This is a genomic window from Paracidovorax oryzae ATCC 19882 (assembly GCF_000687165.1).
Taxonomy (GTDB): domain Bacteria; phylum Pseudomonadota; class Gammaproteobacteria; order Burkholderiales; family Burkholderiaceae_C; genus Paracidovorax; species Paracidovorax oryzae.
In genome coordinates, this window is record NZ_JMKU01000019.1 from 111,912 (window position 1) to 128,530 (window position 16,619).

General features: G+C 66.7%; 15 protein-coding genes. 11 read left to right on the forward strand and 4 right to left on the reverse strand.

Annotated elements, in window-relative coordinates; translation table 11 throughout:
- Positions 1-117: 117 nt before the first annotated feature.
- Genes sdhC through T336_RS0115820 form a run of 6 tightly spaced genes read left to right on the forward strand, consistent with a single transcriptional unit; the run spans position 118 to position 5,176 of the window.
- Positions 118-552 carry a succinate dehydrogenase, cytochrome b556 subunit gene (gene sdhC / locus T336_RS0115795; RefSeq protein ID WP_013595334.1) on the forward strand — a complete coding sequence of 145 codons (435 nt, stop codon included), beginning with the start codon at positions 118-120 and terminating at the stop codon, positions 550-552.
- Positions 553-606: 54 nt separating this feature from the next.
- Positions 607-972 carry a succinate dehydrogenase, hydrophobic membrane anchor protein gene (sdhD, locus tag T336_RS0115800; RefSeq protein ID WP_013595335.1) on the forward strand — a complete coding sequence of 122 codons (366 nt, stop codon included), beginning with the start codon at positions 607-609 and terminating at the stop codon, positions 970-972.
- 34 nt (positions 973-1,006) lie between these two features.
- Positions 1,007-2,815, forward strand: coding sequence for a succinate dehydrogenase flavoprotein subunit (gene sdhA / locus T336_RS0115805; RefSeq protein ID WP_013595336.1), 1,809 nt, complete (start codon positions 1,007-1,009; stop codon positions 2,813-2,815).
- A gap of 30 nt (positions 2,816-2,845) precedes the next feature.
- On the forward strand, positions 2,846-3,547 hold the full coding sequence (locus T336_RS0115810; protein ID WP_013595337.1) for a succinate dehydrogenase iron-sulfur subunit: 702 nt from the start codon (positions 2,846-2,848) through the stop codon (positions 3,545-3,547).
- A gap of 8 nt (positions 3,548-3,555) precedes the next feature.
- Positions 3,556-3,849 carry an FAD assembly factor SdhE gene (locus tag T336_RS0115815; RefSeq protein ID WP_013595338.1) on the forward strand — a complete coding sequence of 98 codons (294 nt, stop codon included), beginning with the start codon at positions 3,556-3,558 and terminating at the stop codon, positions 3,847-3,849.
- 16 nt (positions 3,850-3,865) lie between these two features.
- A complete protein-coding gene (locus T336_RS0115820; RefSeq protein WP_013595339.1) occupies positions 3,866-5,176 on the forward strand; it encodes a citrate synthase in 1,311 nt (436 codons plus the stop codon).
- Positions 5,177-5,559: 383 nt separating this feature from the next.
- On the opposite strand, the gene T336_RS26725 is transcribed toward T336_RS0115820, so the two are convergent.
- The 3 genes from T336_RS26725 to T336_RS0115835 are packed head-to-tail and all read right to left on the reverse strand — an operon-like array spanning position 5,560 to position 8,405.
- Positions 5,560-6,765: a hypothetical protein gene (locus T336_RS26725; RefSeq protein ID WP_156957875.1), complete on the reverse strand. Its 1,206-nt coding sequence runs from the start codon at positions 6,763-6,765 to the stop codon at positions 5,560-5,562.
- A 56-nt stretch (positions 6,766-6,821) separates the two neighbouring features.
- On the reverse strand, positions 6,822-7,394 hold the full coding sequence (locus T336_RS0115830) for a GNAT family N-acetyltransferase (RefSeq protein ID WP_035226202.1): 573 nt from the start codon (positions 7,392-7,394) through the stop codon (positions 6,822-6,824).
- Positions 7,395-7,403: 9 nt separating this feature from the next.
- Complete coding sequence (locus T336_RS0115835) at positions 7,404-8,405, reverse strand: GlxA family transcriptional regulator (protein ID WP_026433285.1); 1,002 nt, start codon at positions 8,403-8,405, stop codon at positions 7,404-7,406.
- Between the two features lie 219 nt (positions 8,406-8,624).
- Between T336_RS0115835 and T336_RS0115840 the strand changes: the two genes are divergently transcribed.
- From T336_RS0115840 to T336_RS0115860, 5 genes are all read left to right on the forward strand, one after another.
- A complete protein-coding gene (locus tag T336_RS0115840) occupies positions 8,625-9,731 on the forward strand; it encodes an S-(hydroxymethyl)glutathione dehydrogenase/class III alcohol dehydrogenase (protein ID WP_026433286.1) in 1,107 nt (368 codons plus the stop codon).
- Positions 9,732-9,867: 136 nt separating this feature from the next.
- Positions 9,868-10,737, forward strand: a complete 870-nt coding sequence (gene fghA, locus T336_RS0115845) for an S-formylglutathione hydrolase (protein ID WP_026433287.1) — start codon at positions 9,868-9,870, stop codon at positions 10,735-10,737.
- A gap of 286 nt (positions 10,738-11,023) precedes the next feature.
- Positions 11,024-12,742, forward strand: a complete 1,719-nt coding sequence (locus T336_RS0115850; RefSeq protein ID WP_026433288.1) for a phosphoethanolamine transferase — start codon at positions 11,024-11,026, stop codon at positions 12,740-12,742.
- Between the two features lie 54 nt (positions 12,743-12,796).
- Entirely contained in the window at positions 12,797-13,705 is a 909-nt protein-coding gene (locus tag T336_RS0115855; RefSeq protein ID WP_035226205.1) for a LysR family transcriptional regulator, read from the forward strand.
- A 178-nt stretch (positions 13,706-13,883) separates the two neighbouring features.
- Entirely contained in the window at positions 13,884-15,494 is a 1,611-nt protein-coding gene (locus T336_RS0115860; RefSeq protein WP_026433290.1) for a methyl-accepting chemotaxis protein, read from the forward strand.
- 27 nt (positions 15,495-15,521) lie between these two features.
- On the opposite strand, the gene T336_RS0115865 is transcribed toward T336_RS0115860, so the two are convergent.
- Positions 15,522-16,619: NAD-dependent succinate-semialdehyde dehydrogenase (locus tag T336_RS0115865; protein WP_026433291.1), on the reverse strand; the 1,098-nt coding region annotated here is incomplete at its 5' end.

Sequence of the window (16,619 nt, forward strand, 5' to 3'; positions counted from 1 at the left end):
CAGCCGCGGGATGGAAATCGTAGTACCCACAAACTCCGCCTTGTTGCATTGCAATAGAATTTTGGGCGTTTCGCCTGCGCGAAATTACAAAGCAGTTACATCCACGAAAGCACCGCCATGACCGAGATCGCCAAAAAGCGGCCTGAATTCCGCAACATCAACGCCCTCACGGACCTGCCCACTTACCGCCTGCCGGCCGCGGGATGGGTGTCGATCCTGCACCGCATCAGCGGTGTGATCATGCTGCTGCTGCTGCCGTTCGTGCTGTGGATGTTCGACACCTCGGTGTCCTCGGAGATCTCGTTCGGCAAGTTCACCTCGGCGTTCACCGCGGGCCTGGGCTTCGTGCCCGGCTGGTTCATCAAGCTCGTGGTGCTGGCGCTGATCTGGGCCTACCTGCACCACTTCACCGCCGGCCTGCGCCACCTGTGGATGGACGTGAGCCACGACGCCGTGAACAAGCATTTCGGCAGCATGTCGGCCAAGGTCACGCTGGCGATCAGCCTCGGCCTGACGGTGATCCTCGGCGCCAAGCTCTTCGGCCTGTACTGAGCCCCCGGCCGGCGCACCGCCCTCCCCCTTTCCACGATTCCCAAGGATTTCCCCATGTCCGTGAACTATGGTTCCAAGCGCACCGTCGTCGGTGCCCACTACGGCACGCGCGACTGGCTCAGCCAGCGCGTCACCGCGGCCCTGATGGCCGTCTTCACCCTCGTCGTGCTGGCGCAGCTGGTGCTCACCAAGGGCCCCATCGGCTACGACCGCTGGGCCGGCATCTTCGGCGCGCAGTGGATGAAGGTCCTCACCTTCTCCGTCATCGTCGGCCTGGCATGGCATGCCTGGGTGGGCATGCGCGATGTGTGGATGGACTACGTCAAGCCCGTCGGCCTGCGCCTGGCGCTGCAAGCGGTCACGATCTTCTGGCTCGTCGGCTGTGCCGGCTGGGGCATCCAGATCCTCTGGCGCCTCTGATCCGATTCCCCCGCGACTGAAAGAGCACACAACAATGAGCTACACCAAAGCGAACATCACCACGCGCAAGTTCGACGTCGTCATCGTCGGCGCGGGCGGCTCCGGCATGCGTGCCGCGCTGGAACTCTCCCGCGCGGGCCTGAACGTGGCCTCGCTCTCCAAGGTCTTCCCCACCCGCTCGCACACCGTGGCGGCGCAGGGCGGCGTGTCGGCATCGCTCGGCAACATGAGCGAGGACAACTGGCACTACCACTTCTACGACACCATCAAGGGCTCCGACTGGCTGGGCGACCAGGACGCCATCGAGTTCATGTGCCGCGAGGCCCCCAAGGTGGTGTATGAGCTGGAACACTTCGGCATGCCCTTCGACCGCAACCCGGACGGCACCATCTACCAGCGCCCCTTCGGCGGCCACACGGCCAACTATGGCGAGAAGCCCGTGCAGCGCGCCTGCGCCGCGGCCGACCGCACCGGCCACGCCATGCTGCACACGCTCTACCAGCAGAACGTGAAGGCCAAGACGAACTTCTTCGTCGAGTGGATGGCCCTGGACCTGATCCGCGACGCCTCCGGCGACGTGGTCGGCGTGACGGCCCTCGAACTGGAAACCGGCGAGCTCTACCAGCTCCAGGCCAAGGCCGTGCTGCTGGCCACCGGCGGCGCGGGCCGCATCTTCGCGGCATCGACCAACGCCTTCATCAACACCGGCGACGGCCTGGGCATGGCGGCACGTGCCGGCATCCCGCTGCAGGACATGGAGTTCTGGCAGTTCCACCCCACCGGCGTGGCCGGCGCGGGCGTGCTGCTGACCGAGGGCTGCCGCGGCGAAGGCGCCATCCTGCTCAACAGCAACGGCGAGCGCTTCATGGAGCGCTATGCGCCCACGCTGAAGGACCTGGCGCCGCGCGACTTCGTCTCCCGCTCGATGGACCAGGAGATCAAGGAAGGCCGCGGCTGCGGTCCCAACAAGGACTACGTGCTGCTCAAGCTCGACCACCTGGGCGCCGAGACCATCCACAAGCGCCTGCCCTCGGTGTACGAGATCGGCGTCAACTTCGCCAACGTGGACATCACGAAGGAACCGATCCCGGTCGTTCCCACCATCCACTACCAGATGGGCGGCATCCCGACCAACATCAACGGCCAGGTCGTGATCCAGAACGGCGAGGTCCACAACCAGGTCGTGAACGGCCTGTACGCCGTGGGTGAATGCTCCTGCGTGTCGGTGCACGGCGCGAACCGCCTGGGCACGAACTCGCTGCTCGACCTGCTGGTGTTCGGCAAGTCCGCCGGCCGCCACATCGTCGAGATGGTCAAGAACAGCGGCGAGCACAAGCCCCTGCCGGCCGACGGCGCCGACCGCACGCTGGCGCGCCTGAACCAGCTGCAGGAATCCAGCCAGGGCATCTATGCCCAGGACATCGCCAACGACATCCGCGCATCGATGCAGCAGCACGCCGGCGTGTTCCGCACGCAGGAAAGCATGGACGAAGGCGTGGTGAAGGTGAACGCCATCCGCGAGCGCGTGGGCGCGATCACGCTGAAGGACAAGTCCAAGGTGTGGAACACGGCCCGCATGGAAGCACTGGAAGTGGACAACCTCATCGAGGTCGCCCAGGCGACGATGGTCTCGGCCGCAGCACGCAAGGAATGCCGCGGCGCGCACACGGTGTACGACTACGAGCACCCCGCCGACCACCCCGACTTCCCGCTGGGCCGCAACGACAAGGAGTGGATGAAGCACACGCTGTGGCACAGCGGCAGCAACAGCCTCACCTACAAGCCCGTGAACCTCAAGCCCCTGACCGTGGACAGCGTGCCGCCCAAGGTCCGCACGTTCTGATACGCCCCCGAGAACCCACGAGACACCACCATGAAGCGCACCTTTCAAATCTACCGCTACGATCCGGACAAGGACGCCAAGCCCTACATGCAGACCGTCGAGATCGAGCTCGACGGCCATGAGCGCATGCTGCTCGACGCCCTGGTCAAGCTGAAGGCGCAGGACCCGTCCATCTCGTTCCGCCGCTCCTGCCGCGAAGGCGTCTGCGGCTCCGACGCGATGAACATCAACGGCAAGAACGGCCTGGCGTGCCTCACCAACATGAACACGCTCAAGGGCACGATCGTGCTCAAGCCGCTGCCGGGCCTGCCCGTGATCCGCGACCTGATCGTGGACATGACGCAGTTCTTCAAGCAGTACCACTCGATCAAGCCCTACCTCATCACGGAAGGCATCACGCCCGAGAAGGAGCGCCTGCAATCCCCCGAGGAGCGCGACGAGCTCAACGGCCTGTACGAGTGCATCCTGTGCGCGAGCTGCTCGACCAGCTGCCCCAGCTTCTGGTGGAACCCCGACAAGTTCGTGGGCCCCGCCGGCCTGCTGCAAGCCTACCGCTTCATCGCCGACAGCCGCGACGAAGCCACGGGTGCGCGCCTGGACAACCTGGAAGACCCCTACCGCCTCTTCCGCTGCCACACCATCATGAACTGCGTGGACGTGTGCCCCAAGGGCCTCAACCCCACGAAGGCCATCGGCAAGATCAAGGAACTGATGGTGCGCCGCGCCGTCTGACTTTGCACATGCCAGAAGACCTGCTCGACGACCGCGAAGTCGCCAAGCTCCGGTGGCGCAGCCGCCGGGGCCTGGTCGAGAACGACCTCTTCATCGAGCAGTTCTTCGCGACCCATGGCTCCCGCCTGACGCATCGCCAGGCGCAGGGCATCGCCACCCTGATGGACCTCTCCGACAACGACCTGCTGGACCTGCTGCTGCGGCGCAAGGAACCCTCCGGCGAGCTCGATACCGGAGACGTTAGGGAGGTGCTCGAACTGCTGCGCCGCCGCGCGCCGGCAACTCCACCGCTTGCGGGCTAACTACGAAGGAAACTCAATGAAACTGGCAGACAACAAAGCAACGCTCTCGTTCAGCAATGGCAGCCCGAGCGTGGAATTGCCCGTGTACCACGGCAGCGTGGGTCCGGACGTGGTGGACATCCGCAAGCTCTACGCCCAGACGGGCATGTTCACGTACGACCCGGGCTTCCTGTCCACGGCCGCGTGCCAGTCGTCGATCACCTACATCGACGGCGACAAGGGTGAACTGCTCTACCGCGGCTACCCCATCGAGCAGCTGGCGACCAACTGCGACTACCTCGAGACCTGCTACCTGTTGCTCAAGGGCGAACTGCCGAACGCCACCCAGAAGCAGGAGTTCAGCGACAGCGTGACCAAGCACACGATGGTCAACGAGCAGATGCAGTTCTTCCTGCGCGGCTTCCGCCGCGACGCGCACCCGATGGCCGTGCTCACGGGCCTGGTGGGCGCCCTGTCGGCCTTCTACCACGACAGCACGGACATCAACAATCCGCAGCACCGCGAGATCTCGGCCATCCGCCTGATCGCCAAGATGCCCACGCTGGTCGCCATGGCCTACAAGTACGGCGTGGGCCAGCCGTACATGTACCCGCAGAACGACCTGAGCTATGCCGGCAACTTCCTGCGCATGATGTTCGGCACGCCCTGCGAGGAGTACAAGGTCAACCCGGTGCTCGAGCGCGCGCTGGACCGCATCTTCATCCTGCACGCCGACCACGAGCAGAACGCCTCCACGTCCACCGTGCGCCTGTGCGGCTCGTCGGGCACCAACCCGTTCGCCGCCATCGCGGCCGGCGTGGCCTGCCTCTGGGGCCCCGCCCACGGCGGCGCCAACGAAGCGGCCCTGAACATGCTGCACGACATCCAGGCCCAGGGCGGCGTGGAGAAGATCGGCGAGTTCATCAAGCAGGTCAAGGACAAGAACTCCGGCGTCAAGCTCATGGGCTTCGGCCACCGCGTGTACAAGAACTACGACCCGCGCGCCAAGCTCATGCAGGAAACCTGCAACGAGGTGCTGGCCGAACTGGGCCTGGAAAAGGACCCGCTGTTCGCCCTGGCCAAGGAACTGGAAAAGATCGCCCTGGAAGACGACTACTTCGTGCAGCGCAAGCTCTACCCGAACGTGGACTTCTACTCCGGCATCGTGCAGCGCGCCATCGGCATCCCGGTGAACCTGTTCACCGGCATCTTCGCCCTGGCCCGCACCGTCGGCTGGATCGCCCAGCTGAACGAGATGATCGGCGACCCCGAGTACAAGATCGGCCGTCCGCGCCAGCTGTTCGTGGGCGCCGAGCCGCGCACGGTGAAGCCGATCGCGCAGCGCTGATCGGGTTGCCAAGGCGCGGTCACATGGTGGCTGCGCTGGCAAGAGGACAAACCGCCGCAGGAGGATGGCCTCCGCGGCGGTTTTTTTATTGCTCTGCGTTATCGGATCTGCTCTGAATTACCGCTACGGTGTCGGAGGCGCTGGTAGAGCCTGTTGGCGAACCACCCTCCCAAAATGAAAGCAAGGCTACATACTCCCAGCGAGACCAGGATGAGGTCGCCGATATCGTTGTCGCTCCTGATGTAGTGGGGGCCATACCATGCGGCAAACACATGGAACATTTCAAAATATGCCATCACCGCAAACACGAGGCCGCCCAAAAGCATCATGATAATTTTTAAGAAAATCGCGAAGATCCGACCCATACTTCAACCGCGTTTCCTTCATCGATCTCTCAAGATCTGACCTATCAATTCATCAAGAGATGCTTCAGAAAGCCCAAGACGATCACGATCATTTTTTGCGGCCTGCACCGCCTGCTGAATCGCCTTGCATTCGGGAACACCCGCCACTCGCACACGCGCGAGTAATGCACTTGCGGCTTGGTACCCAATAAAATCACGCTCTTCCACAATCCGGCGAGCTAGCCAGTGCATGTGTTCTGGCATGTATTTCATTTGCAGGATGACAGTAGCAGCCAGATGCTCGCCGGTGGAGGTGCTGCGCATCAGCTCTGCGATATAAGGTGCGGCTGCAATGGCATGCGGGCGCATGCGGCGAACAATCTCCGTCATCTGACGAGTCCTCTCGGGCGAATAGTCCGCATGACGACGCAAGGACTCATATTCATTAGCAAGCTGACGTAGCGGGTTGAGGATAACTTCAGGATCAGATGGAGCTGCGTCGGCAACCGCCTGCGCTGCCTTGACGCTTGCTTCGGAAGGGATCGAAGGTATCGGTGCCAGCTCGTCCGACACCTGACTCTCCCGTTCACCCACACGCCCTGCCAACTCTACGGCCTCCATATAGCGGCTCATCTGCTCATCCGAGCGAACCATCGCCCCTTGCAAAAACAATCGCATATACAGATAGACGCAAAGAAATCCAATCAATGAAAAACCGACCACCAGCGCCGTGGCAACGGACGCATCAGACTCACCAGGATTGGCCCGTATGGCGTAAGCAGCCTTTTGGCCAATACCTCCCACCTCTGCACTGATGTCCTTCAGATTGACAAGGGTCAAGCCGACGATAATTTTCGTCAGCCAATCTGAGACTTCCTCAAGATTTGTGTTTGGCCGGGCGCGTCCTGACGCCCCCGGCAATACCGATATATCCTTTCCCGACTCTCCAGCAGACGTTCCATTCCTCCCGCCATTTTTCCATGTGGAGCCAGACTTCGGTATGCCGAACAGGAAGCCCATCGTGCCTCCAGCGACGAACGACGCAAACACCCATAGCAGCACCGGGCCAACTGCATCGGCACTCCAGCCAACCCATGCCGCGGCAGCAGTAGCCAGGGCGATGACGGGCAGAAACAGGTAGGTGATGTGGGTGAGATCGTTCGGCTCTCCCTGCTTTGGACGTCCACCACCGAACAAAGCTTGCACGCGCCTAACAGCAGAAACGATGCTCTTGCGTTCGGTCATATTCCCTCTCGTTAGTCTTCTCCGAGGGAAATTTACCCTATGTACGGCTTGGCTCTCTACGACCTGTTCTCTCCATCCGTTGCCAACACCGAAAACAGCTGAAGATCGATCGGCCGCCCCTCCTTCATCTCATACCCCCGTCGCACCCCCTCGCGCGTGAACCCCAGCCTTGCCAGCAGCGCCGCGCTGGCATGGTTCTCCATGTCCACGTCGGCCCCGATCCGGTGGATGCCCAGCCGGTCGAAGGCATGGCGGATGGCCGCGGCGACGGACTCGCGGGCGAGGCCCTGGCCCCAGTGCGCCGGCAGCAGCCAGTAGCCGATCTCGGCCCGGCGGTGTTCCCGGTCGATGTCGTTGAAGCCGCAGGCGCCGATGAGGCACTCCGGGGCCCCGGCCAGGCAGACGCACCACCATTGCCCGGTGGCTTCCTGCTGGATGCGGCCGTACCAGCGGAGTTGCTCGCGGGTGGCCTCCAGGCTCGCATAGCGCACGCCGTAGTGTTCGATCACGCGCGGATCGCTCAGGCCCTCGAAGATGCCGGGCAGGTCGCTCTCACGGAAGGGGCGCAGCAGGCAGCGGGCGGTGCGGATCTCGGTATCGGGGAATGCAGTCGATGTGGTCAATGGCATGGTGGGAATTCAGTCGCCGAAGCGCTCGCGGTAGGCCTGGGGCGGTATGCCCAGGTGTCGCAGGAACAGGTGCCGCAGCGCCTGCTCCGAGCCCAGCCCGACGCGCGCGGCCACGGTCTTGAGCGGCAGGGCGGCGTCGGATTCGAGCAGCCGGCGCGCGGCCTCCAGCCGGGCCGATTCGACGAAGGCCGAGGGACTGCGCCCCGTCTCCTGCGCGAACACGCGGCGGAAGTGGCGCTCGCTCATCGAGGCGCGCCCGGCCAGTACCTGCAGGGTGAGGGGTTCGGACAGGTGCTCCAGCGCCCAGGCCTGCACGTCCTGCATGCCGCGGTGGGTGGTCGCCTGGCTCGCGAGCTGCACGCTGAACTGCGACTGCCCGCCGGGCCGCTTGAGGTACATGACCATGTCGCGCGCCACCTCCAGCGCGAGCGCATGGCCGTAGTCCTCCTCGACCAGCGCGAGCGCGAGGTCGATGCCCGCGGTGACGCCCGCGGAAGTCCAGAGGTGGCCGTCGCGTACGTAGATCGCATCGGGATCGACCGCCACGGCAGGATGCAACTCCTGGAGCCGGGCGGCCACGCTCCAGTGGGTCGCGGCGCGGCGCCCGTCGAGCAGGCCCGCGGCGGCGAGGAAGAAGCTGCCGGAGCACAGGGCCACCATGCGGCGCACGCGCGGTGCCGCGGTGCGCGCCCACGCCACGATCTCCGGGGCGTCGGCCAGGGCTGCCTCGATGTGGCGGGCGCCGACCAGCAGGGCCGTGTCCGGCATCGCCCCGCTCGCCGCATCGCCGCCGGTGCACAGCACCTCGGTGGCATCCAGAGACATCAGCGTGTCGGATCGCACGGGGCCCCGCGCGCGGGCGGCGATGGACACGGCATAGCCGGGTGGCCGGCCGCGCCGCGCGAGGTGCACGTTCGCATAGTCGAACACCGAGAGCGGCCCCACGGCCTCCAGCGCCTTGAAGCCCGGATAGACGACGATGTGGACGGACAGGGGCTGGGCTGGGTGCATGCGGTGGGGGAAGGGGCGGTGATCGGACAAAGCGGGCCGGTCACCGGACATCGGCAGGCCTGCGCTGGCCAGGCCTGCCCGGCTTGCTCTATAAAGCGGGATTGTTTTTTTCGCTCGCGCGGCCCGGCCGGCCGGGACATGCGCTGATTGTCCCTGATCAACGTGCCGCACCCGGGGCAGGCCGCCCGCCCTCCTCTCCTTCCCTTCCGAAAGCACCCCATGAAAACCAAAGCAGCCGTTGCCTGGAAATCCGGCGAACCCCTGACCATCGAAACCGTCGACCTCGAAGGCCCGAAGTTCGGCGAGGTGCTGGTGGAGATCAAGGCCACGGGCATCTGCCACACAGATTACTACACGCTCTCGGGCGCCGATCCGGAAGGCATCTTCCCGGCCATCCTGGGGCACGAAGGCGCGGGCGTGGTGGTCGATGTGGGCCCGGGCGTCACCTCGCTCAAGAAGGGCGACCACGTGATCCCGCTCTACACGCCCGAGTGCCGCCAGTGCAAGTTCTGCCTCTCGCGCAAGACCAACCTGTGCCAGCTGATCCGCGGCACGCAGGGCAAGGGCCTGATGCCCGACGCCACCAGCCGCTTCAGCATCGACGGCCAGCCGATCTTCCACTACATGGGCACCAGCACCTTCAGCAACTACACGGTGGCGCCGGAGATCTCGCTGGCCAAGATCCGCGAGGACGCCCCCTTCGACAAGGTCTGTTACATCGGTTGCGGCGTGACCACCGGCATCGGCGCGGTGCTGTTCACGGCCAAGGTGGAGGCTGGCGCGAACGTGGTGGTATTCGGCCTGGGCGGCATCGGCCTGAACGTGATCCAGGGCGCGAAGATGGTGGGCGCCGACAAGATCATCGGCGTGGACATCAACCCCGCCCGCCAGGAGATGGCCCGCCAGTTCGGCATGACCCACTTCATCAACCCGAACGAGGTGGAGAACGTGGTGGATGCCATCGTGCAATTGACCGACGGCGGCGCCGATTACTCCTTCGAGTGCATCGGCAACACCAAGGTGATGCGCCAGGCGCTGGAGTGCACGCACAAGGGCTGGGGCCAGAGCATCATCATCGGCGTGGCCGAGGCCGGCGCCGAGATCAGCACCCGCCCGTTCCAGCTCGTCACGGGCCGGCAGTGGAAGGGTTCGGCCTTCGGCGGCGCGCGCGGCCGCACCGACGTGCCGAAGATCGTGGACTGGTACATGGACGGCAAGATCGACATCGACAGCCTCATCACCCACACGATGCCCCTGGAGGACATCAACAAGGGCTTCGACCTGATGAAACGCGGCGAGTCGATCCGCGGCGTCGTCGTTTACTGATCCAATAGCGCCTGCCGGGCCGGTGCCGCCCGGCATGCGACTCCGATCCACAGCCATGACCTACCAACCCATTGAACCTCCCGACGACGTGAAGGCCGCCCTGGAAGCGGCCGCGCGCAGGCCCCGCGCCGCCCAGGTGCCCGGCCTGGAGCTGCTGGGCGAGCACGCCTGCTTCGGCGGCTCCCAGCGTTTCTACCGGCATTCCTCCGTGGAAATCGGTCTCCCGATGAAGTTCGGGGTGTACCTCCCGCCCGCGGCGCTGCGCGAACCCGGGCGCAAGGTGCCCACGCTGATGTACCTCGCGGGGCTGACCTGCACCGAGGAAACCTTCATGATCAAGGCGGGCGCCCAGCGCTTCGCCGCCGAGCGGGGCATCGCCCTCATCTCGCCCGATACCAGCCCGCGCGGCCCGCAGGCCGAGGCCTTCGAGGGCGCCAACACCGAATGGGACTTCGGCATCGGGGCCGGCTTCTACCTCGACGCCACCGAGGAGCCGTGGCAGCGCCACTGGCGCATGGAAAGCTACCTCATCGAGGAGCTGATTCCTCTGCTGGAGCGGGTGCTGCCGATCGACACGGCGCGCCTGGGCCTCATGGGCCACTCCATGGGCGGCCACGGCGCGATCACGCTGGCCCTGCGCCACCGCGGCGTGTTCCGCTCCCTGTCGGCCATAGCGCCGATCTGCGCGGCCTCCCAGTGCGCCTGGGGCGACAAGGCCTTCCGCCGCTACTTCGGGGCGTCCTGCAAGACGTGGCAGGCGCACGACGCCACCGTGCTCATGCAGCGCCAGCCCGCCGTGCCCTACCCGGACGGCATCCTGGTGGACCAGGGCATGGCGGATGCCTTCCTCGCCGAGCAACTGCACCCCCACGTGTTCGAAGCCGCATGCGCGCTGGTCAGGCAGCCGCTCACCCTGCGCCGGCACGCGGATTACGACCACGGCTACTACTTCGTCCAGTCGGTGATCGGCGACCACATCGCCCACCACGCCGACCGGCTGGGCTGAGGCCCGCCCTTCCCTTCCCTCACGGAGCCTGCACGCCCATTCGGGAAAATCCCGCCCGCCATCTTTTCGGATAGCGGAATAATGTCGCCTTGATGACAGCGGCCGCCCGGTCCGCAAGACGACATGCAGGGAGGGATGAATGACAGCACACGACCCGCAGGGCCTGCAGGCCCCGCATCGGGGCGTCCGGCAGCGGATGCCCCTGGTGCAGCGCCACGGGAGCGAAGCCAGGCGGTCCGCGGGCCCATTAATGCTGTCTTAAGCCGCAGTTTCCACACTGCCGCCCATGCTCCTGTCGTCCGTGCTCCCGCTCCGCTTCCCTTCCGCCGTCTCCAGCCGCACTCCGGCCCGCGCATCCGCCGAAGGCCTGCATCCCATGGCCGTGCTGCTGATCGCCTGCCTCTGGATCGGCACGGTCTGCAACCTTCCGCTCTGGAGCGAGGTGGTGCGCCTGCCGGGCGCCCACACCCTGCGCGGCGGGGTGTTTTTCCTGGCCTTCATGGTGGCGGTGTCGTTCGCCACGGCGGCCGTGCTCTCGGTCCTTGCCTGGGGCAAGGCGCTCAAGCCCGTGCTCTCGCTGGCCGTGCTGGCGGCCGCGGCAGGCGCCTATTTCATGGGCACCTATGGCATCGTGATCGATCCCGGCATGATCACCAACGTGGTCCAGACGGATGCGCACGAGGCCGCCGACCTGGTTACCTGGAAGCTGCCGCTGTCGATGCTCGCCATGGCCGGGCCGCCGCTGGTGTGGCTGGCCCGGATCCGGGTGCGCCCCCTGGGATGGCGCCGCCGGGCGGTGCACCAGGCGGCCTTCATGCTGGGTGCGCTGGCCGTCGCGGCGGCCTGCATTCTGGCGGTCTTCCAGGATTTCTCGTCCACCATGCGCAACCACACGCGCATGCGCTACCTGATCAATCCGCTCAACAGTGTCTATGCCGTCGGCAGCCTGGCGGCCAAGCCGCTGCGCCGCAGCCGAGGCCCGCTGCAGCCGCTGGGCCGCGACGCCCGGCTGGGCGCGAGCTATGCGGGGCAGGCCAAGCCCCCTCTGCTGGTGCTGGTGCTGGGTGAAACCGGCCGCAGCGGCAATTTCGGCCTCAACGGCTATGCACGCGACACGACGCCCGAACTGTCGGCCCGCAAGGACATCGCGAGCGCCACCGATGCCTGGTCCTGCGGCACCAGCACGGCGGCGTCCGTGCCCTGCATGTACGCGCACCTGGGCAAGGAAGCCTACGAAAAGCGGAGCGCGGACTACGAAACCCTGATGGACGTGCTGCAGCATGCCGGCCTGGCCGTGCTGTGGGTGGACAACCAGTCCGGCTGCAAGGGCGTGTGCGACCGCGTGCCCACGGTCAGCACCTCTGCCACGCCGACCGATCCGACGTGGTGCGCGGACGGCAAGGAATGCCTGGACGACGTCATGCTGCAGGGGCTGGACGCGCGCATCGCCGCCCTGCCCGCCGAGCAGCGCGCGCGCGGCGTGGTGGTGGTGATGCACCAGATGGGCAGCCACGGGCCGGCCTACGCCAGGCGCTCGCTGCCCTCGCAGAAGAAGTTCCTGCCCGAGTGCAAGACCTCCGCGCTGCAGGAATGCTCGCGCGAGCAGGTGGTGAATGCCTACGACAACAGCATCGTCTCCACGGACCACTTCCTGAACAGCACCATCGGCTGGCTGGAGGCACGCTCGGCCAGCGCCGAAACCGCCATGGTGTACGTGGCCGACCATGGCGAATCCCTGGGCGAGGGCGGCATCTACCTGCACGGCATGCCCTACTCCATCGCGCCCGACGTGCAAAAGCACGTGCCATGGATCACCTGGCTGTCGCCCGCCATGCAGCAGCGCAGCGGCATCGCGACCGCCTGCCTGCAAAAGGACCTGCGCAGCCGCCGCATCACGCACGACAACTACTTCCACTCGGTGCTCGGACTCATGGACGTGCGGACCGAAGCCTACCAGCCGGCGCAGGACATGTACGCGGCTTGCCGCGTGGCGGCACGCGGCTGAGAAGCGGCCCGGTGCGGGCGTACTGCCGGGATGCGAGCGGCCACAATGCCGCCCATGAATCTGCGCTTCGTCGAGGCCTTCCACTGGGCTGTTTCGCTCAAGAGCATCACGCGGGCTGCTGAAAAGCTGCACATCACCCAATCCGCGCTGTCGAGCCGCATCGCCTCGCTCGAGGCCGAACTGGGCGTGGTGCTGCTGGACCGGCGCGAGCGCCAGTTCCGCCTCACGGCCGCGGGCCAGCGTTTCCAGCGGCTGGCCGTGCAGTTGCTGGCTTTGCAGCGGCGCGTGAAGGACGAGCTGGGCAGCAGCCGGAATGCACCGACGGTACTGCGCATCGGCGCCATCGAATCGGTGGTGCACAGCTGGCTGACCGGCTGGCTGAAGGAGATGCGCAAGAGCCGGCCGGGGTTCGAGCTGGAGCTCACCGTGGACACCTCCGCGGTGCTGGCGGACCAGGTGCGTCGCGGTGCACAGGATCTCGTCTTCACGGGGATACCCGTGGCGGACAACGGCGTGCGCAACCTCTCCATGGCGCCGATGGAGATGGTGTTCGTGGGCCACAAGGCGCTGCACACCGAGCGCCACTATGACCTCGCGCGGCTCGCGCAGCACGACCTCCTGACCTTCCTGCGCGGCTCCCAGCCCCACCACACGCTCCTGAAGCTCTTCCAGGAGGCCGCGGTGCCCGTACCGAGGGTGCATGCCGTCTCGTCCATTTCCGCCATGCTGCAACTCGTGGAAGGCGAATTCGGCATCGCATTGCTGCCGCGCGCGGTCACCCGGAACCTGTCGGGGCGCATGCCGCTGCGCGTCCTGCCCAGCGATTGCGTGCTCACGCCCCTGCCCATCCACGCCTGCTTTCGCGAGGATCCCTCCTCGGACCTCGCCGAAACGGTGCTCGGTTCGGTCCAGGCCTATGCGGCACGCACCATGGTGGCGCGCCGGAGGAAGCCGGCGGCCTGAATGCCCCGCAGCGGTGCGGCAGCCCTGGGGAAAGCCCCGATGGCCGCCGGGCAGCTTTCACCGTATTGAAAATTCAGTTGTCTTCATCGATTTTTTCGATGGAAGCCGCGCGAGATTTTGCGTTGGATCGGGCTGGGGGCGGCTTCGACAATGCGCCGCACTGCAATCGCGTTACCCCATGAAACAACTCACTCTGCGGCAGAAGCTCTGGCTTCCCCTCGTCCTGGCCCTGCTGGGCCTGTTCGCCCTCACTTTCGTGAATGCCTGGCAGACACGCGCGCTCCAGTACGAAGCGCGGCGCACCGCACTGGCCGACATCACCGACATGGCGCTGTCCGTCGTCGGCGACTACGACAAGCAGGCCCGGTCCGGAAAAATGACGCAGGAGGAGGCCCGCCGCGCGGCCCGGGAACGTGTGGCGGCGCAGCGTTACGGCAAGGACGGGTACGTGACGATCGTGGGAGCCGACTCCGCCATGGTGATGCATCCGATCAAGCCCGAACTCGACGGCAGGAACATGCTGTCTTTCAAGGATGCCAAGGGCACGCCGCTGTATGTCGATATCGCGGCCGCCGGCAGTTCGGCGCAGGGCCGCGGCTTCCTCGAGTACTGGTGGCCACGGCCCGGCAGCGATGCCCCCAGCCCCAAGATCGGCTATGCGGTGCGCTTCAAGCCCTGGAACTGGGACCTGGTGGCGGGCGACTACGTGGACGACATCGAGCAGACCTTCCGCAGCACGCTCTACCGCGCCCTGGGCGTGCTCGCCCTGCTCGGCATCTGCATTTCGGTGATCACCGGCTTCGTCGTGCGCGACATCGAGCGCTCGGTGGGCGGCGAGCCCGCCGCGGCGGCCCGGGCCGCGCTGCGCATGGCCGAAGGCGACCTGCAGGCCCACATCGCCCTGCGGCGCGGCGACGACCGCAGCCTGATGCATGCCATCGGCTTCATGCGCGACCGGCTCGGACACATCCTGCAGCGCATCCAGCAGGCCACGGGCACGATCGACCACGCCGCCGCGGAGATCGCCCAGGGCAATGCCGACCTGTCCCGCCGCACGGAACAGCAGGCGTCCTCGCTGCAGCAGACGGCCTCCAGCATGGAAGAACTCACCGCCACGGTGCGGCAGAACGCCGACAACGCCCGGCAGGCCGCGCAGTACGTGGCGGCCACGGCGCAGACGGCCTCCCAGGGCGGCGAGGCCGTGGGCAAGGTGGTGGAAAGCATGCGGGCCATCAACGCCAGTTCGGGCAAGATCAGCGAGATCATCGGCGTGATCGACGGCATCGCGTTCCAGACCAACATCCTGGCGCTGAACGCGGCCGTCGAAGCCGCCCGCGCGGGCGAGCAGGGCCGCGGCTTCGCCGTGGTGGCGGGCGAGGTGCGCAACCTGGCGCAGCGTTCCGCCTCGGCGGCCCGCGAGATCAAGGCCCTCATCAGCGAATCGGTGGCCGAGGTGCGCAGCGGCTCCGAGCTCGTCGAGCAAGCGGGCCGCACCATGGGCGACGTGGTGGACTCGGTGCAGCGCATCTCGGGCCTGATGGAGGGCATCGCCTCGGCCAATGCGCAGCAGACTGCCGGCATCGAGGAAGTGAACCGCGCCGTGACCCAGATGGACGAGATGACCCAGCAGAACGCCGCCATGGTGGAAGAAGCCAGCGCCGCCACCTCGGCCATGGCTGCGCAGGTGGCGGTGCTGCGCGATGCGCTCGCCGTGTTCCGCCTGCAGGGCAGCGACCTGGCGCAGCTGGATGCCCGCCGGGCGCATCCGCTGCCGGCCCTGGCGCCCTGAACGCACGGGGCCGCGCCGCCCCTTCCTTCAGTCCAGCTGCCCCTGGCAGAGGTACTTGGTGTGCAGGTAGTCGTCCAGGCCGTGGGTGGAGCCCTCGCGGCCGTAGCCGGACTCCTTCACGCCGCCGAACGGCGCGGCCTCGGCCGCCAGCGCGCCTTCGTTGATGCCCACGATGCCCGTCTCCAGCAGGCCCGCCACCCGCCAGATCCGCCGCACGTCGCGGCTGTAGAAGTACGCCGCCAGCCCGAAGGGCGTGTCGTTGGCCGCGGCGATCACCTCGGCCTCGTCGTGGAACACGGTCAGCGGCGCCACCGGCCCGAAGGTCTCCTCGCACGCGCAGGCCATGGTGGCATCCGCGCCCGTGAGCACCGTGGGCGCATAGTAGTGCTGGCCCAGCTCCGCCAGCCGCCGGCCGCCCGCGAGCACCTTCGCGCCCCGGGCCACCGCGTCCTGCACGTGGCGCTCGATCTTCTCGACCGCGCGCTCGTTGATCATCGGGCCGATCTGCGAGGCAGGGTCCGTGGCCGGCCCCACCTGGAGCGCCGCCACCCGCGCCGCGAGCTTGCCCGCGAAGGCCTCGTGCACGGCCGCGTGCACATACACCCGGTTCGGGCTCACGCAGGTCTGCCCGCCGTTCCTGAACTTCGCGGCCATGAAGCCGTCCACGGCCGCGTCCACGTCGGCATCCTCGAACACGATGAAGGGCGCGTTGCCGCCCAGCTCCAGCGAGAGCTTCTTGAGCGTGTCGGCGCTGCGCCGCGCCAGGTGCTTGCCAACAGGCGTGGAACCGGTGAAGGTGATCTTGCGCACGCGCGGGTCATCGAGCCAGGCATCGACCACCTCGGGCGTGTGGGCGCGCGAGGCGGTGACGATGTTGAGCACGCCCGGGGGAATGCCTGCTTCCTCGGCCAGCGCCACCAGCGCGAGCGAGGTGAGGGGCGTGTCCTCCGCGGGCTTGCAGACCACGGTGCAGCCGGCGGCCAGGGCCGGGGCGATCTTGCGCGCGATCATCGCGGCGGGGAAGTTCCACGGGGTGATGGCGGCCACCACGCCCACGGGCTCCCTGAGGGCGAACATGCGCCGGCCGGGCACGGGCGCGGGAATGATCTCGCCGTTCATGCGCGT